The sequence below is a fragment of the Pseudomonas sp. W2Aug9 genome, from assembly GCF_023127755.1.
Taxonomy (GTDB): Bacteria; Pseudomonadota; Gammaproteobacteria; order Pseudomonadales; family Pseudomonadaceae; genus Aquipseudomonas; species Aquipseudomonas synxantha_A.
In genome coordinates, this window is sequence record NZ_SPKL01000035.1 from 374,839 (window position 1) to 389,477 (window position 14,639).

At 60.2% G+C, this 14,639-nt stretch carries 11 protein-coding genes; 6 read left to right on the forward strand and 5 right to left on the reverse strand.

Translation table 11 applies throughout. The annotated features are described in order from the left end of the window. Positions 1-2: 2 nt before the first annotated feature. Together E3O56_RS22430 and ppsA are read right to left on the reverse strand one after the other, a co-directional pair. The gene (locus E3O56_RS22430) at positions 3-992 is read right to left on the reverse strand and encodes an alpha/beta fold hydrolase (protein ID WP_032879918.1); all 990 of its coding nucleotides are present in this window, start codon (positions 990-992) and stop codon (positions 3-5) included. A gap of 106 nt (positions 993-1,098) precedes the next feature. Continuing rightward, positions 1,099-3,474: a phosphoenolpyruvate synthase gene (gene ppsA, locus E3O56_RS22435; protein WP_005790384.1), complete on the reverse strand. Its 2,376-nt coding sequence runs from the start codon at positions 3,472-3,474 to the stop codon at positions 1,099-1,101. Positions 3,475-3,652: 178 nt separating this feature from the next. On the opposite strand from ppsA, the gene E3O56_RS22440 reads away from it, so the two are divergent. Further along, a complete protein-coding gene (locus E3O56_RS22440; protein ID WP_003193298.1) occupies positions 3,653-4,471 on the forward strand; it encodes a pyruvate, water dikinase regulatory protein in 819 nt (272 codons plus the stop codon). Positions 4,472-4,575: 104 nt separating this feature from the next. Here E3O56_RS22440 and E3O56_RS22445 read toward each other — a convergent pair whose 3' ends face one another. After that, complete coding sequence (locus E3O56_RS22445; protein WP_005790387.1) at positions 4,576-6,000, reverse strand: PLP-dependent aminotransferase family protein; 1,425 nt, start codon at positions 5,998-6,000, stop codon at positions 4,576-4,578. Between the two features lie 109 nt (positions 6,001-6,109). Between E3O56_RS22445 and E3O56_RS22450 the strand changes: the two genes are divergently transcribed. Genes E3O56_RS22450 through E3O56_RS22470 form a run of 5 tightly spaced genes read left to right on the forward strand, consistent with a single transcriptional unit; the run spans position 6,110 to position 11,644 of the window. Beyond that, positions 6,110-7,054: an EamA family transporter gene (locus E3O56_RS22450; protein WP_032879916.1), complete on the forward strand. Its 945-nt coding sequence runs from the start codon at positions 6,110-6,112 to the stop codon at positions 7,052-7,054. Between the two features lie 23 nt (positions 7,055-7,077). Beyond that, positions 7,078-8,940 carry a molybdopterin-synthase adenylyltransferase MoeB gene (gene moeB, locus E3O56_RS22455; protein ID WP_248128998.1) on the forward strand — a complete coding sequence of 621 codons (1,863 nt, stop codon included), beginning with the start codon at positions 7,078-7,080 and terminating at the stop codon, positions 8,938-8,940. Between the two features lie 16 nt (positions 8,941-8,956). Beyond that, on the forward strand, positions 8,957-9,871 hold the full coding sequence (locus E3O56_RS22460) for a cysteine synthase family protein (protein WP_057701141.1): 915 nt from the start codon (positions 8,957-8,959) through the stop codon (positions 9,869-9,871). A gap of 37 nt (positions 9,872-9,908) precedes the next feature. Continuing rightward, positions 9,909-10,901 (forward strand): serine O-acetyltransferase, encoded by a 993-nt coding sequence (locus E3O56_RS22465; RefSeq protein ID WP_005790394.1) that lies wholly within the window; start codon positions 9,909-9,911, stop codon positions 10,899-10,901. A 2-nt stretch (positions 10,902-10,903) separates the two neighbouring features. After that, on the forward strand, positions 10,904-11,644 hold the full coding sequence (locus tag E3O56_RS22470) for an alanyl-tRNA editing protein (protein ID WP_148852814.1): 741 nt from the start codon (positions 10,904-10,906) through the stop codon (positions 11,642-11,644). 134 nt (positions 11,645-11,778) lie between these two features. Here the strand turns inward: E3O56_RS22470 and prpD are convergent, their stop codons facing one another. Then, positions 11,779-13,263, reverse strand: coding sequence for a 2-methylcitrate dehydratase (gene prpD / locus E3O56_RS22475; RefSeq protein ID WP_216091960.1), 1,485 nt, complete (start codon positions 13,261-13,263; stop codon positions 11,779-11,781). Between the two features lie 178 nt (positions 13,264-13,441). Continuing rightward, the gene (gene prpF / locus E3O56_RS22480) at positions 13,442-14,632 is read right to left on the reverse strand and encodes a 2-methylaconitate cis-trans isomerase PrpF (RefSeq protein WP_032879912.1); all 1,191 of its coding nucleotides are present in this window, start codon (positions 14,630-14,632) and stop codon (positions 13,442-13,444) included. Positions 14,633-14,639 lie beyond the last annotated feature (7 nt).

Below are 14,639 nucleotides of genomic sequence, written 5' to 3' on the forward strand. Positions count from 1 at the left end.
GCTCAAACTGCTGCGGCCACTTGGGGTCGAGTCCCGAATAATGGTGTCAGGGGGTCGTTCAACCACCGTTCCACCAATGGCCATACTTCGGCCTGCGCGGCTTTGCTGACCAGCATCTGCACATGCCCGAAGTCCTCGCTGAAACCCTGCTCGCGCCCCAGGCACAGATACTGGCGATGCTCGCTGCCGACCTGCTCGAAGAGCTTGCGACACGCCCAGTCCGGGTCTTGCCGATCGCCCGCCGCGCTGACCGCGAGCAACGGCACATCGATCTGCGCCAAGCCCTTCCACCAGTCACATTCGGCATCGCCGAAGCGGCCGAACAGGCCATTCCAGCGCATCGCTTCGATCATCACTCCCGCCGGCTCATCCTCGGGGCCGCGCTTGAAGCGTGGGCCAGACACATGGGCAAGGCGCTTGAGGATCAACCGAGTACCCCACTCCACGGGTGGAATTTTCAACGGCCAATGGGTGCGGCTGACCTGGCAGCCGAACAATGCCACCGAAGCCACCTCAGGCGCCCCCAAATGTTGCCCGCCCAGGGCCGCAGCCAAGGTCGTGGCACCGAGGGAATGCCCGATCCAGTGCGGGACCTGCCCGCTTTGCTCACGCACAAAGGCCCCCATGGCCGGCAAATCGTAGCGGGCGTAATCGGCGACGCGGTTTCTGGCGTACTCATGGTTACGCTTGGACAGCCCATGGCCGCGCATTTCCGGGATCCACACATCAAAACCCCGGCGCGCCAGGTACGCGCCCAGGCCGATCCCCTTGGGCGAGTACCAGAAGCGCCGATTGGAAAAGCTGCCATGCAACAAAATAATCGGCGTGCCCCGGTTTTCCGGGACATCGGCCAGGCCCAAACGGGTAACCGCCAGCTCGACGGTGCCATCAGGGCTATTGCCGGGCTTGAGCCGGTAGACGTCTTCACTCAGGTCGCCACGACGTTCAGCGCTGATCAAGGCGACGGGAAACAGGTTGCTGCTGCTTTGCATAATGCTCTTGCACAAAAAAGGGCGGCGTCCGCAAGGAGTTCCCGCCCAGTACAGATAAGAATGCCGGTCACCCTCACGAGTGACCGGCACTTTTGACGTTGCGACTTTAAGCGGACGCTTGGCCTTCCGCCAGGAAGAACCAGGTTTCCAGCACAGAGTCCGGGTTCAGCGAGACGCTTTCAATGCCCTGCTCCATCAGCCATTTAGCCAGGTCAGGGTGGTCGGAAGGGCCTTGGCCACAGATACCAATGTACTTGCCGGCCTTGTTACACGCCTGGATGGCATTGGCCAGCAGCTTTTTGACCGCAGGGTTACGCTCGTCAAACAGGTGAGCAATGATCCCGGAGTCGCGGTCCAGGCCCAGGGTCAACTGGGTCAGGTCGTTGGAGCCGATGGAGAAACCGTCGAAGAACTCCAGGAATTCCTCGGCCAGGATGGCGTTGGACGGCAACTCGCACATCATGATCACGCGCAGGCCGTTCTCGCCACGGGTCAAGCCGTTTTCGGCCAGCAGGTCGACCACTTGGCTCGCTTCGCCCAGGGTGCGCACGAACGGCACCATGATCTCGACGTTGGTCAGGCCCATCTCGTTGCGCACGCGCTTGAGGGCACGGCACTCAAGCTCGAAGCAGTCACGGAACGCTTCGCTGATGTAACGCGAGGCGCCACGGAAGCCCAGCATCGGGTTTTCTTCTTCCGGCTCGTAGAGCTTGCCGCCGATCAGGTTGGCGTACTCGTTGGACTTGAAGTCCGACAGGCGCACGATGACCTTTTTCGGGTAGAACGCCGCGGCCAGGGTACTGATGCCTTCCACCAGCTTCTCGACATAGAAGCCTACCGGGTCGTTGTAGCCGGCGATGCGCTTGTCGACGCTTTCCTTGATATCCAGCGGCAGGCCGTCATAGTTCAACAAGGCCTTTGGGTGCACGCCGATCATGCGATTGATGATGAACTCCAGGCGGGCCAGGCCCACACCGGCGTTCGGCAACTGCGCGAAGTCGAAGGCGCGATCCGGGTTGCCGACGTTCATCATGATCTTGAACGGCAGGTCGGGCATGGCGTCGATGGAATTTTGCTTGATATCGAAGCCCAGCTCACCTTCGAAGATGAAACCGGTATCGCCTTCGGCGCAAGACACGGTGACACCCTGGCCCTCCTTGAGCAGTTGGGTGGCGTTGCCGCAACCGACTACCGCCGGGATCCCCAGTTCACGGGCGATGATCGCCGCGTGGCAAGTACGCCCGCCTCGGTTGGTGACGATGGCGCTGGCGCGCTTCATCACCGGCTCCCAGTCCGGGTCGGTCATGTCGGAAACCAGCACGTCGCCGGGCTGGACCTTGTCCATTTCCGACACGTCCTTGATGATCCGCACCTTGCCAGCACCGATGCGCTGGCCAATGGCACGGCCTTCCACCAGTACGGTGCCGGTTTCCTTGAGCAGGTAACGCTCCATGACATTGGCCGAAGTGCGGCTCTTCACGGTTTCCGGACGCGCTTGCACGATATATAGCTTGCCGTCGTCACCGTCCTTGGCCCACTCGATGTCCATCGGGCACTTGTAGTGCTTCTCGATGATCATCGCCTGTTTGGCCAGTTCGCTGACTTCAGCATCGGTCAGGCAGAAACGCGCGCGCTCGGCCTTGTCGACGTCAACGGTTTTCACCGAGCGACCGGCCTTGGCTTCGTCGCCGTAGATCATCTTGATCGCCTTGCTGCCCAGGTTGCGGCGCAGGATGGCCGGGCGTCCGGCCTCAAGGGTGTGCTTGTGCACGTAGAATTCGTCAGGGTTGACCGCGCCTTGTACGACGGTTTCGCCCAGGCCGTAGGCACCGGTAATGAATACCACATCACGGAAGCCCGACTCAGTGTCCAGGGTGAACATCACGCCAGCAGTGCCGGTTTCCGAACGCACCATGCGCTGCACACCAGCAGACAAGGCCACCAGCTTGTGGTCGAAACCCTGGTGTACACGGTAGGAAATAGCGCGGTCGTTGAACAGCGAGGCGAATACTTCCTTGGCCGCGCGAATGACGTTTTCCACGCCACGGATATTCAGGAAGGTTTCCTGCTGGCCGGCAAAGGAAGCGTCCGGCAAGTCTTCGGCGGTGGCCGAGGAGCGTACGGCGACAGCCATGTCCGGGTTGCCGGCGGACAGGGTGGCGAAGGCGGTGCGAATTTCTTCGTTGAGCTTCTCGGGGAACTCGGCTTCCATGATCCACTGACGGATCTGGGCGCCGGTCTTGGCCAGGGCGTTGACGTCGTCGACGTCCAAGGCATCCAGCGCGGCGTGGATCTGGGCGTTGAGGCCGCTCAGCTCGAGGAAGTCGCGGTAAGCCTGGGCCGTGGTGGCGAAACCACCGGGCACCGAGACACCAGCGCCTGCAAGATTACTGATCATCTCGCCGAGGGATGCGTTCTTGCCCCCCACATGCTCTACATCATGGACGCCGAGCTTATCGAGGGAAACTACGTACTCTACCAAGGTGATCTCTCCACTTTCTGTGTTGGAAAAGCTCAGGACGCGGGTTGCTCAGTAGGAGCTAACGCCAGCGCTTGTGGCCTGGACCTGGAAAATAAGTGAGAATGCGGCCCACTGCGGGACGGCAAAATCGCGCCTATCATATCCAAGATTCGCCATCAGCTTAAGGCCCAGGGCTCAAATGAAACGATCTGCTTTCTTTATTTCCGACGGCACCGGCATCACAGCCGAAACACTGGGCCAGAGCCTGCTTGCGCAGTTCGAAAACATTACCTTCGCCAAATTCACCCGGCCTTATATAGACAGCGTGGATAAAGCGCGGGCCATGGTACAACAAATCAATCTGGCGGCTGAAAAAGACGGTTTTCGCCCGATCATTTTCGACACCATCGTCAATCAAGACATTCGTGAGATTCTCGCAACGTCGAATGGTTTCATGATCGACATTTTCTCGACCTTCCTGGCGCCATTGGAACAGGAGTTGAGTGAGCATTCTTCATACTCTGTCGGAAAGTCCCATTCCATCGGGCATAACTCCAACTATATGGAGCGCATCGAGGCGGTGAACTTTGCCCTCGACAACGATGATGGCGCCCGCACCCACTACTACGACAAGGCCGACCTCATCCTGGTGGGCGTGTCGCGTTGCGGCAAGACCCCGACCTGTCTGTACATGGCCATGCAATTCGGTATCCGTGCGGCCAACTACCCGCTGACCGAAGACGATATGGAGCACCTGACGCTGCCCGCCGCCCTGCGCGCCCACTCGCACAAACTGTTCGGCCTGACCATCGACCCGGACCGCCTGACCGCCATCCGTAACGAACGCAAGCCCAACAGCCGCTACTCCAGCTATGCGCAGTGCGAGTTCGAAGTGCGTGAAGTGGAAAATCTGTTCCGTCGCGAGAATATTGCACACATCAATTCCACGCATTTTTCGGTGGAAGAGATTTCGGCAAAGATTTTGGTTGAGAAGGGTGTGGAGCGGCGCTTCAAGTGATCTCTGTCGCCTGATCTGACGCTATCGCAGGCAAGCCAGCTCCCACAGCTGGAATGCGTTCCCCTGTGGGAGCTGGCTTGCCTGCGATGAACGGTAACGCGGATTTACAGATGAAACCGCCCCCCCCCCTGCCCCAACGCCGTCGCCAGCGCATCAAACCCCTCGCGCAGTAACTGATCATCGCCAGACGTATTGCAGATACTCGCCCGAATAAACTGCGGCACCGCCGTCTGCCCCACGGCAAACGCCTCGGCGGTGGCGATCAGGTAATTGTTCTGCCTGAGCTCTGCCTCGATTTCCGACGCACGCCATGGCTCCGGCACTTCGATCCAGAAATGCGGGCTGTTGAGGTGGGTGCGATACGCCAGCCCGGTCAATAAATCCTCGACCAAGGTCTTGCGGCGGCTGATTTCGTTGATTTGTTGGCGCAACAGATATTCCGCCGTGCCGTTTTCAATCCACTGGGTGGCCAGTTCCAGGGTCACAGGCGTCGCCATCCAGCAGGTCGAGCGCAACGCCGCGGAAATGCGACTGACCAGCGCGGGTGGCGCGTGCACGTAGCCTACCCGCAACCCTGCCGACACCGCTTTGCTCAGACTGCTGATCAAAATCGTACGCTCAGGCGCGAAATAGCTGAGGGGCGGCGGGCGATCCTCAACCAGCACGCCGTGGGCTTCGTCCTCGAGAATCAGCAGGTTGTGCTCACGACACACCTTGGCCAAGGCTTCGCGACGCGCCACCGACAACACCGCCGTCGTGGGATTCTGAATAGTCGGCGTGCAGTACAACGCCGAAATGCGGTGATTACGACAGACCTCATCCAGCGCCGTGGGCAACACGCCTTCTTCATCCATTTCCAGGCCAATCAGGCGCACGCCCAACATGCGCGCAGCCGTAATCAGCCCAGGATAAGTCAGTTGCTCGGTGACTACCGTATCGCCAGCACGCAGCAGCGCCATCATCGCGCACAGCAAACCGTGCTGGCCGCCGTTGACGCAGATGACCTGCTCTGGAATCGGATGAAAATCGCGCTGCACCAGCCATTGCGCCCCGGCTTCACGGTAACGCGGCAAGCCGGCGTCGGGGGTATAGGCGCTGATGTCCTGCAGGAACTTGGCGTTGGTCGACAGCGTTTGGAAGCTCTGGGCAAGAAACACCGTTTCCTGCCCCGGAATGTGCATGTTGCGACTCATGTCGAAGTACTGGCGCGGCTCCTCGCTGAAATTGCGAAAGCCTTCATCACGTTGACGCTCCATCCCACGCTTGCGCACGAAGGTTCCGTCACCGACCCGCGCAACCACCAAGCCCAGGCGCTCCAACTCACCGTAGGCCCGGCTGATGGTGCCAATGGTCACCCCCAGGTTGTCGGACAGCACCCGATGGGGCGGCAGTTTTCGTCCCGGTTCAATCAAGCCTTCGAGGATGCCCCGCTCCATCACATCAGACAGGCGCTTGTACTTCACGCCCTGCCCATTGGACAGGCCCTCACGCATAATTGACACCATGTCAATATTTGTTTTGACAGCCATCTTTCGCCCTAATAGTGTGCTTTTACGGGTTCAATCGCCGATAAACATAACTCATTACAAGTTCAATATAGAGTTCAATTCCGGCTCAGGGAAGCAATAAAAGATGCCAATGTCCGCCGTTCTCGAAAACACTGCAAAAACAAAAACTCAAAAACAGTGGCTCGCCGGGCTGGTGACCAGCTTGATGTTTCTGATCGTGTGCCTGAGTTGGGGCACTACATGGCTGGGCATCAAGATCGCCGTAGAGAGCGTGCCGCCGCTGACATCCGCCGGGCTGCGCTTTCTGATCGCGTTTCCGCTGTTCCTGTGTTTTGCCATGGTGCGTCGCGAGCCGATCCTGTTCCCACGGGAAAGCCGCTGGTTCTTTGTGTTTGTGACCCTGTCGTACTTCAGCGTTCCCTATTACCTGCTCAACTATGGCGAGATGCACGTGTCATCCGGCCTGACGGCCCTGCTGTTCAGCTGCATGCCGGTATTCATCCTGATCTTTTCGGCGCTGTTCCTGCGTGAGCGCATCTACTTCTCCCAGGTCGTTGGCATCGGTATCGGGTTTGGCAGCCTCTACATGATCATCAAGAGCCAGGGCCTGCACCTGGACCACGCCGAGTTCTTCGGGGTGTTGGCGATACTGAGCGCCGCGATCATGCACGCGTTGTGCTACGTGATTACCAAGCAGAAAGGCAGTGCCATCAGCGTGATTACCTACAACACCCTGCCCATCGGCATCGCCGGGCTGATGTTGTTCGTCGCCGGCCTGTGGTTTGAAACGCCAGCCTTCAATGACATCACCCTGCGCTCCTGGACTGCACTGTTCTACCTCGGGCTGGTGGCCTCGGTAGGCGGGTTTATTGTGTATTTCATGCTGCTCAAGCGCCTGAGCCCGATCATCCTGTCGTTCGTCTTCATCATCTTCCCGGTGTTCGCGGTGATCATCGGTGCCTGGTACGAAGGCGTGGAAATTTCCCGCGACCTTATGCTGTATTCGGCGATTCTGCTGGCCGGCTTTGCGATCACCAAGCTGCCGGTTGAAAAACTCCTGGCCAAGAAAAAATGACCCTCAACCAACGCGAGAGAAACATGGAAGTCCTCCGCCCCACCGCCCTGGAACAGATCTACGCCCACGCCAGCCGCAGCTACCCAGAAGAGTGCTGCGGCTTCGTCTTCGCCGACGGCAGTGTGTACCTGGGCAGCAATATCCAGAACGAGTTGCACCACAAGAACCCCCAGATGTACCCCCGCAGCGCGGCCAACGGCTACACCTTCTCGGTGGCCGATACCCTGCTGCTGAACAAGGCGTTTCGCAGCGACAATCCGGTGGTGGTGATCTATCACTCCCACCCGGATGTCGGCGCCTATTTCAGTGATGAAGACCAGGACAAGGCGCTGTTCATGGGGGAGCCGATCTACCCCGTCAGCTATCTGGTGGTGGATGTTCGCCAGAGCCAGGTCCTGGGCTCAAAACTGTTTGCCTGGGATGGCAAGCATTTCGCACCTCAACCCTTCAACGACCTGCACACGGAGTTGTCCATGAACGCTGTCTCTTTCCCCGACATTCTGGTTCGCGTGGCCAAGCTGCCGGAATCGACCCTTGAGGGCGCCGGATCGACATTGCGCGAAGTCATTGAAAATCTCTGCACCAATCACCCCCAATTGCGTCAGTACCTGTTCCATGAAAAGAACAACCAGCTCAAGGAACACTTCCTGTTTACCGCCGAGGAGGCGCTGATCGAAGCCGATGAAGTCCTGCCGCCAAAATCCCGGATCGAAGTGTTGCTCGCCACCTCAGGCGGCATGGACATCGACACCCTGAGCAACGAAGAAGTGCAGCGCTACGTGCGCCACATCACCCTGCCGGGCGTCGGCCGCGAAGGCCAATTGAACCTGAAGAAAGCCAAAGTTCTGGTCATCGGCACCGGGGGCCTGGGCTCGCCCATCAGCCTGTACCTGGCAGCGGCAGGCATCGGCACCCTGGGGCTGGTGGATTTTGACGTGGTGGAAAGCAGCAACCTGCAGCGCCAGATTGTCCATGGCAACAGCACCCTGGGAATGCCCAAGGTCGAGTCCGCCAAGCAACGCCTGCTGGACCTCAACCCTCATATCCGGATCAATGCGCACAACACCGCGCTTGACACCGACAACGCTCTGGAACTGGTGGGCGCCTATGACCTGGTGATCGACGGTACCGATAATTTCGATACCCGCTACCTGGTCAACGATGCTTGCGTACAGTTGGGCAAACCTTTGGTCTATGGCGCCATCTACCGTTTCGACGGGCAGATCAGCGTGCTCAACTACAAAGGCGGGCCGTGCTATCGCTGCCTGTTTCCCAAGGCCCCGCCCGCAGAACTGGCGCCCAATTGCAGCGCCGGCGGCGTGATCGGCGTGCTGCCGGGTGTGGTAGGAATGATCCAGGCCACCGAGGCGATCAAATTGCTGATCGGCATTGGCGAACCTTTATCCGGCCGCTTGATGCGCTTTGACGCGCTGGCGATGAAGTTCAGCGAGATCCGCTTCAAGCGCCGCCTCGACTGCCCCTGCTGCTCGGAGCTGCGCAGCAGCGAAAGCGCCGCCCCCACGGCATGTGCCGATGCCGTACCGAGCCAACCGTCGCTGGCGGCAGAACGCTACATCAAGCCTCAGAACCTCAAGCAGGTGCTTGAGCACCCCAACAACGCCGATGTATTGCTGGACGTGCGCGACGCCAGCGAATTGGAAGTATGCAAGCTGCCAGGCGTGTTGCACATTCCCCTGGCCGAACTGGATGGGCAACTCGACAACCTCAGCCGAGACAACACACATTACCTGATCTGCTACGCGGGCACCCGAGCCGAACAAGCCGCCAGCACCCTGCTGGCAGCCGGGTTCGCGAACACCAAAGTCCTGCAGGGCGGCATGAAGCACTGGGTTCGCGACGTCGAACCCGACATGCCTCTGTACTGATCGTGGAGACTTGCTGATGCTGCATAACTCCATTCTCGACGTCATCGGCCAAACGCCTATCGTGCGCCTGGCCCAGTTTTCCGAAGACCTCGGCATCGAAGTCTACGCCAAGCTGGAATCCCTCAACCCCGGTGGCAGCCACAAGGCGCGCATCGCCTTGGGCATGATCCTCGATGCCGAGCGCCGTGGCGTACTGATCCGCGACTCCGGGCAAACCATCATCGAACCCAGCGGCGGCAACACCGGCATTGGCCTGGTGATGGCCGGCAATGTCCTGGGCTATAAAGTGGTGCTGGTGATCCCTGACAACTACAGCCCCGAAAAGCAGAAATTGCTACGCCTGTATGGTGCCAAAGTGGTGCTGTCAGACAGCCGCCTGGGCAACAACTCCCACGGCGAAAAGTGCATGGAACTGCAGTTGGAAAACCCCAACTTCGTGATGCTCAACCAGCAGCGCAACGGCGCCAACCCGCAGACCCACCGCGACACCACCGCGCCGGAGATCATCCGCGCCTTCGGTGATCAGCGCGTGGACTACTTCGTCAGCGGCATCGGCACAGGTGGCCATATCACCGGCATTGGCGAAACCCTCAAGGCCGCCTGGCCAGCGATCCGCGTGATGGGCGTGGAGCCGCAGGAATGCGACCTGCTCAAAGACCAGCACGCTGCGCACGCAATCCAGGGCCTGTCGATTGGCCTGATCCCGAGCATCCTCAACCTGGACGTGATCGACGGCATGCTCAAGGTGTCGCACTCGGCGTGCCTGGACATGATCAAACGCATCATGCGCACCGACGCCATCAGCCTGGGGCTGTCCTCCGCCGCCAACATGGTTGCCATCGCCCAACTCGCCCCCGAACTGCCGCCTGAAACGGTGGTGCTGACCATGGTCTACGACAATGCCGACAGCTACCTGCCCAGTTTCGAGTAACGGGTTTTTCAATCATCCAGAATGCGGGGGTGCCTCCATGGGGGGCTTTATCGACATGCAACTGCTGCACGATGAGTTGCTTACCCATCTCATCACGACCCTGACGCCCGGGCAGATGAAGCAGTTGGAACCACACCTGGCGCCACTGATCCAGAACGCCGCCCAAGCAGTGGCCGAGGACCTGATCGCCTACGCCTATCGAGATCCGGCATCGCGTGGGCGCGGTGAGTTGATCCTGGAATCCTATGCCTCGTTCAAGGCAGTGCTGTTCTATCGTCTTGCGCACCAGGTGTGGAATTTCCCCGACCCGGGCCATGGGATGTTTTCGCGCATGGCACTCAAGCTCAGCAACCAGGGCAAGATTCTCTCCGGTGCCGAGATTCATCCGGCGGCGCGTATCGGCCGGCGCTTTGTACTGGACCATGGCTATGGCACCGTCATCGGCGAAACCTGCGTGATCGGCAACGACTGCTACATCCTGTGCGGCGTGACCCTGGGAGCCCGCGGCATCGCCAACAATCCGGACGGCAAGCGCCACCCGCGCCTGGGCAACAACGTCGAGGTGGGCGCCGGTGCCCGGGTGCTGGGCTACGTGTCGATCGGCGACAACGTATTTATCAGCCCCTCCTGCGTGATCACCCAGGACGTACCGGCAGGCACCAAGGTCAAGGTAGTCAACCAGATCCAGTTGCAAAAAAACGACGAATCGGACCGCAGCAATTACCTAGGCGCCTTTGCCCTGGATGAGCGCTTGCACGTCGTCGGTGAGGTGAGTGCCGGTCATAAGGTCACGGTGCTGGATGCCGACTTTCATCCGCTGCAAGGGTTAATGCTCGAACCCACGGTGAAAGAGCGCCACCACCTGCAATTTCGCCTGCACCGTGTCGATACCGGCGAACAACTGCCGCGCTTGCCGCTGAACCTGAAAGTCTGCGGGCCGGAATTTGAAATCACCCTGCTCTCTCCCCCTGGCTTGAGCGCGATGGTGCGCCATCTCTTGCAAGCCAGCCCACTGATCGTTGGAGGTTGAACATGTCCGTGCATACCATGGAAACCCTGGCGCTGTTCGACAGCGCGCCCTATCAGAACGCGTTCAGCGCCCGGGTTATTGCGGTCAGTGAACACGGCATCGCCCTGGAGCACACACTGTTCTACCCCACCGGCGGCGGGCAACCGGGCGATACCGGCCATTTCACCCTGCCCGATGGCACGCGGGTCGAGGTGACAGGTACCGTGCGCGATCCGGTGTTGCGCTCGATCATCTGGCATCAGGTGGACCATTGCCCCGAGCAGTTGACGGCAGGAGTCCAGGTAGACGCCGGCCTGGATTGGGAGCGGCGCTACCAGCACATGAAAATGCACACCTGCCTGCACTTGTTGTGCTCGCTCATCGACGCGCCCGTGACCGGTTGCAGCATCAGTGCGGATAAAGGCCGACTGGATTTCGACCTACCGGAAATGACCCTGGACAAAGACGGTCTAACCCGTGACCTCAACGCCCTGATCGAGCAGGCCCACGCGGTGAAGACCCTGTCGATGCCCGCCACCGAATACGCGACCTTGCTACAGATCACCCGCACCCAGGCGGTTGCGCCACCGGTGGTGTCGGGCTCGGTACGGGTGATTGAGATCCCCGGCATCGATATCCAGCCATGCGGCGGCACCCATGTGCTCAACACCGAGGAAATCGGCCGGGTGTTCTGCGAGAAAATTGAAAAGAAGAGCAAGCACAACCGCAGGGTGATACTGCGGTTTGAACAAGCTTGCGCCTGACCCGATAGTTGCCCCAATGGAGGAAAAATGTGGGAGGGGGCTTGCTCCCGATAGGGGTGGACCAGTCAATGAATCTGTTGACTGACACCCAGCTATCGGGAGCAACCCCCCTCCCACATTGGCCGCGTTGTTTTTTAGATCACCAACAGATCCATGAAACGGTTCACAGCCGTCGCCTCAAGCCGTGCCTGATCCTTGCACAACGCAACAATCTCGGCGCTGCGCTGCGCAGTGAACCGCGTCGCCAGGTTGGCTTTGAACTTGTCTTCCAGCAATGGGATACCGTCCACCCGACGGCGGCGATGGCCAATCGGGTATTCCACCGCTACCTGCTCAGTGCAGGTGCCATCCATAAAGAACACCTGCACCGCATTGGCAATGGAACGCTTGTCCGCCTCCAGGTATTCGCGGCTATAGCGTGGGTCTTCAACGATGACCATCTTGTCGCGCAGCTCGTCGATGATCGGGTGGGCCGCGTGGAAATCATCTTCGTAGTGCTCGGCCACCAGATTGCCGAACACCAAGGGCACGGCGGTCATGTATTGCAGGCAGTGGTCGCGATCGGCAGCGTTGGCCAATTGGCCAACCTTGGAAATAATCCGAATCGCCGACTCATGGGTGGTGATCACGATACGTTCGATTTCATGCAGACGATGCTTGACCTGCGGGTGCAAGGTCACCGCCGCCTCGCAGGCGGTTTGCGCGTGGAACTCCGCCGGGAAACTGATCTTGAACAGCACGTTTTCCATCACGTAGGTGCCGTAGGCCTGAGGCAGGCTGAAGGCGCGCTTGTCTGTGGGCTTGAGCGCCAGGTCCTTGTTGGTGTGGCTGAACAACACGTCGTAGAACCCCCACTGCGGCGCACTCAACACACCGGGGATGCCCATTTCGCCACGCAGGGCGATATCCGCCAGGCGCACACCACGGCTCGATGCATCGCCTGCGGCCCAGGATTTGCGCGAGCCGGCATTCGGTGCATGGCGATAGGTGCGCAACGCCTGCCCATCAACGAAAGCGTGAGACAGGGCCGACAGCAGTTGTTCACGATTGGCGCCCATCAGCTTGGCGGTGACAGCCGTGGAGGCGACTTTGACCAGCAGCACGTGGTCAAGGCCGACGCGGTTGAAAGAGTTTTCCAGGGCGATCACTCCCTGAATTTCGTGGGCCATGATCATCGCTTCCAGCACCGCACGTACGGTGAGCGGCGCCTCGCCATTGGCCACGCGTTTTTGCGAAAGGTGATCGGCCACGGCGAGAATGCCCCCGAGGTTGTCCGAAGGGTGGCCCCATTCAGCAGCGAGCCAGGTGTCGTTGTAGTCGAGCCAGCGCACGATGCAGCCAATGTCCCAGGCGGCCTTGACCGGGTCGAGGCGAAACGAAGTGCCCGGCACGCGCGCGCCGAACGGCACCACGGTGCCCTCCACTATCGGCCCCAGGTGCTTGGTGCACTCGGGGAACCGCAGGGCCAGCAGGCCACAGCCAAGGGTGTCCATCAGGCAATTGCGGGCGGTGTCCAGTGCATCCCGGGATTCGATGCGGTAGTTGAGGACATAGTCGGCGATGTCCTGCAAAAACTGGTCGTAGTCGGGGCGGTTGTTCTGGTCGACGTTGGCGCTCATGGCAGTTCTCCTAAAAGTTGGGTTGTTCCATCCTCAGGGTCAGGGTTAATCGTTGCGCAGGTCTGATTGCCTGCTTGTATCCCTGTGGGAGGGGGCTTGCTCCCGATGACGGTGGGTCAGTTAATGAATGGGGCGACTGACACCCTGCTATCGGGAGCAAGCCCCCTCCCACATAAAGCTAAAAAGCGTCACCGGGGACGCGCACGAAACCTTCCATTAACACCCGCGCACTGCGGCTCATGATGGCTTTCTTCACCACCCATTCACCGTTCACTTGGCTGGCTTCGGCACCGACGCGCAAGGTGCCGGACGGATGCCCGAAGCGCACGGCATTGCGCTCCACGCCGCCCGCCGCCAGGTTGACCAGGGTGCCGGAGATCGCCGCCGCCGTGCCGATCGCTACCGCCGCCGTGCCCATCATGGCGTGGTGCAGTTTGCCCATGGACAGGGCACGCACCAGCAGATCCACATCGCCGGCCTTGATTGCCTTGCCGCTGGAGGCCACGTAATCCGCAGGCTTGGCCACGAAGGCGACCTTGGGTGTGTGCTGGCGCTGGGCGGCCTCGTCCAGGTGCTTGATCAGGCCCATGCGCAACGCGCCATAGGCCCGTACCGTCTCGAACATGGCCAGGGCCTTGGGGTCGCTGTTGATCGCGCCCTGCAGTTCGGTGCCGGTGTAGCCGAGGTCCTGGGCGTTGATGAAAATGGTCGGAATACCGGCGTTGATCAACGTGGCCTTGAAGGTGCCGACGCCCGGTACTTCCAGGTCGTCGATGAGGTTGCCGGTGGGGAACATCGAACCACCACCGCCCTCTTCTTCCGCCGCCGGGTCGATGAATTCCAGCTGGACTTCGGCGGCCGGGAAGGTCACACCGTCCAGTTCGAAGTCGCCGGTTTCCTGTACCGCGCCGTTGGTGATCGGCACATGGGCGATGATGCTCTTGCCAATATTGGCCTGCCATATCCGCACCACCGCCACCCCGTTCTCGGGCACGCGGGCCGGATCAACCAGGCCAGCGCTGATGGCGAACGAGCCCACTGCTGCCGACAGGTTGCCGCAGTTGCCACTCCAATCGACAAACGGCTTGTCGATGGAGACCTGGCCGAACAGATAGTCCACGTCGTGATCGGCGCGGCTGCTTTTGGCCAGGATCACGGTTTTGCTGGTACTTGAAGTGGCACCGCCCATGCCGTCGATCTGCTTGTCGTAAGGGTCGGGACTGCCGATGACCCGCAGCAACAAGGCATCGCGGGCCGCCCCCGGCACCTGCGCGACTTCGGGCAGGTCCTTGAGGCTGAAGAACACGCCCTTGCTGGTGCCGCCACGCATGTAGGTGGCTGGGATCTTGATTTGCGCTACGTGTGCCATGGTAGTC

Excerpts from the sequence above, each read along its gene's own strand:
- E3O56_RS22430 (WP_032879918.1), bottom strand. The coding sequence starts at position 992 with ATGCAAAGCAGCAGCAACCTGTTTCCCGTCGCCTTGATCAGCGCTGAA.
- E3O56_RS22440 (WP_003193298.1), top strand. The coding sequence starts at position 3,653 with ATGAAACGATCTGCTTTCTTTATTTCCGACGGCACCGGCATCACAGCC.
- E3O56_RS22445 (WP_005790387.1), bottom strand. The coding sequence starts at position 6,000 with ATGGCTGTCAAAACAAATATTGACATGGTGTCAATTATGCGTGAGGGC.
- E3O56_RS22450 (WP_032879916.1), top strand. The coding sequence starts at position 6,110 with ATGTCCGCCGTTCTCGAAAACACTGCAAAAACAAAAACTCAAAAACAG.
- moeB (WP_248128998.1), top strand. The coding sequence starts at position 7,078 with ATGGAAGTCCTCCGCCCCACCGCCCTGGAACAGATCTACGCCCACGCC.
- E3O56_RS22460 (WP_057701141.1), top strand. The coding sequence starts at position 8,957 with ATGCTGCATAACTCCATTCTCGACGTCATCGGCCAAACGCCTATCGTG.
- E3O56_RS22465 (WP_005790394.1), top strand. The coding sequence starts at position 9,909 with ATGGGGGGCTTTATCGACATGCAACTGCTGCACGATGAGTTGCTTACC.
- E3O56_RS22470 (WP_148852814.1), top strand. The coding sequence starts at position 10,904 with ATGTCCGTGCATACCATGGAAACCCTGGCGCTGTTCGACAGCGCGCCC.
- prpD (WP_216091960.1), bottom strand. The coding sequence starts at position 13,263 with ATGAGCGCCAACGTCGACCAGAACAACCGCCCCGACTACGACCAGTTT.
- prpF (WP_032879912.1), bottom strand. The coding sequence starts at position 14,632 with ATGGCACACGTAGCGCAAATCAAGATCCCAGCCACCTACATGCGTGGC.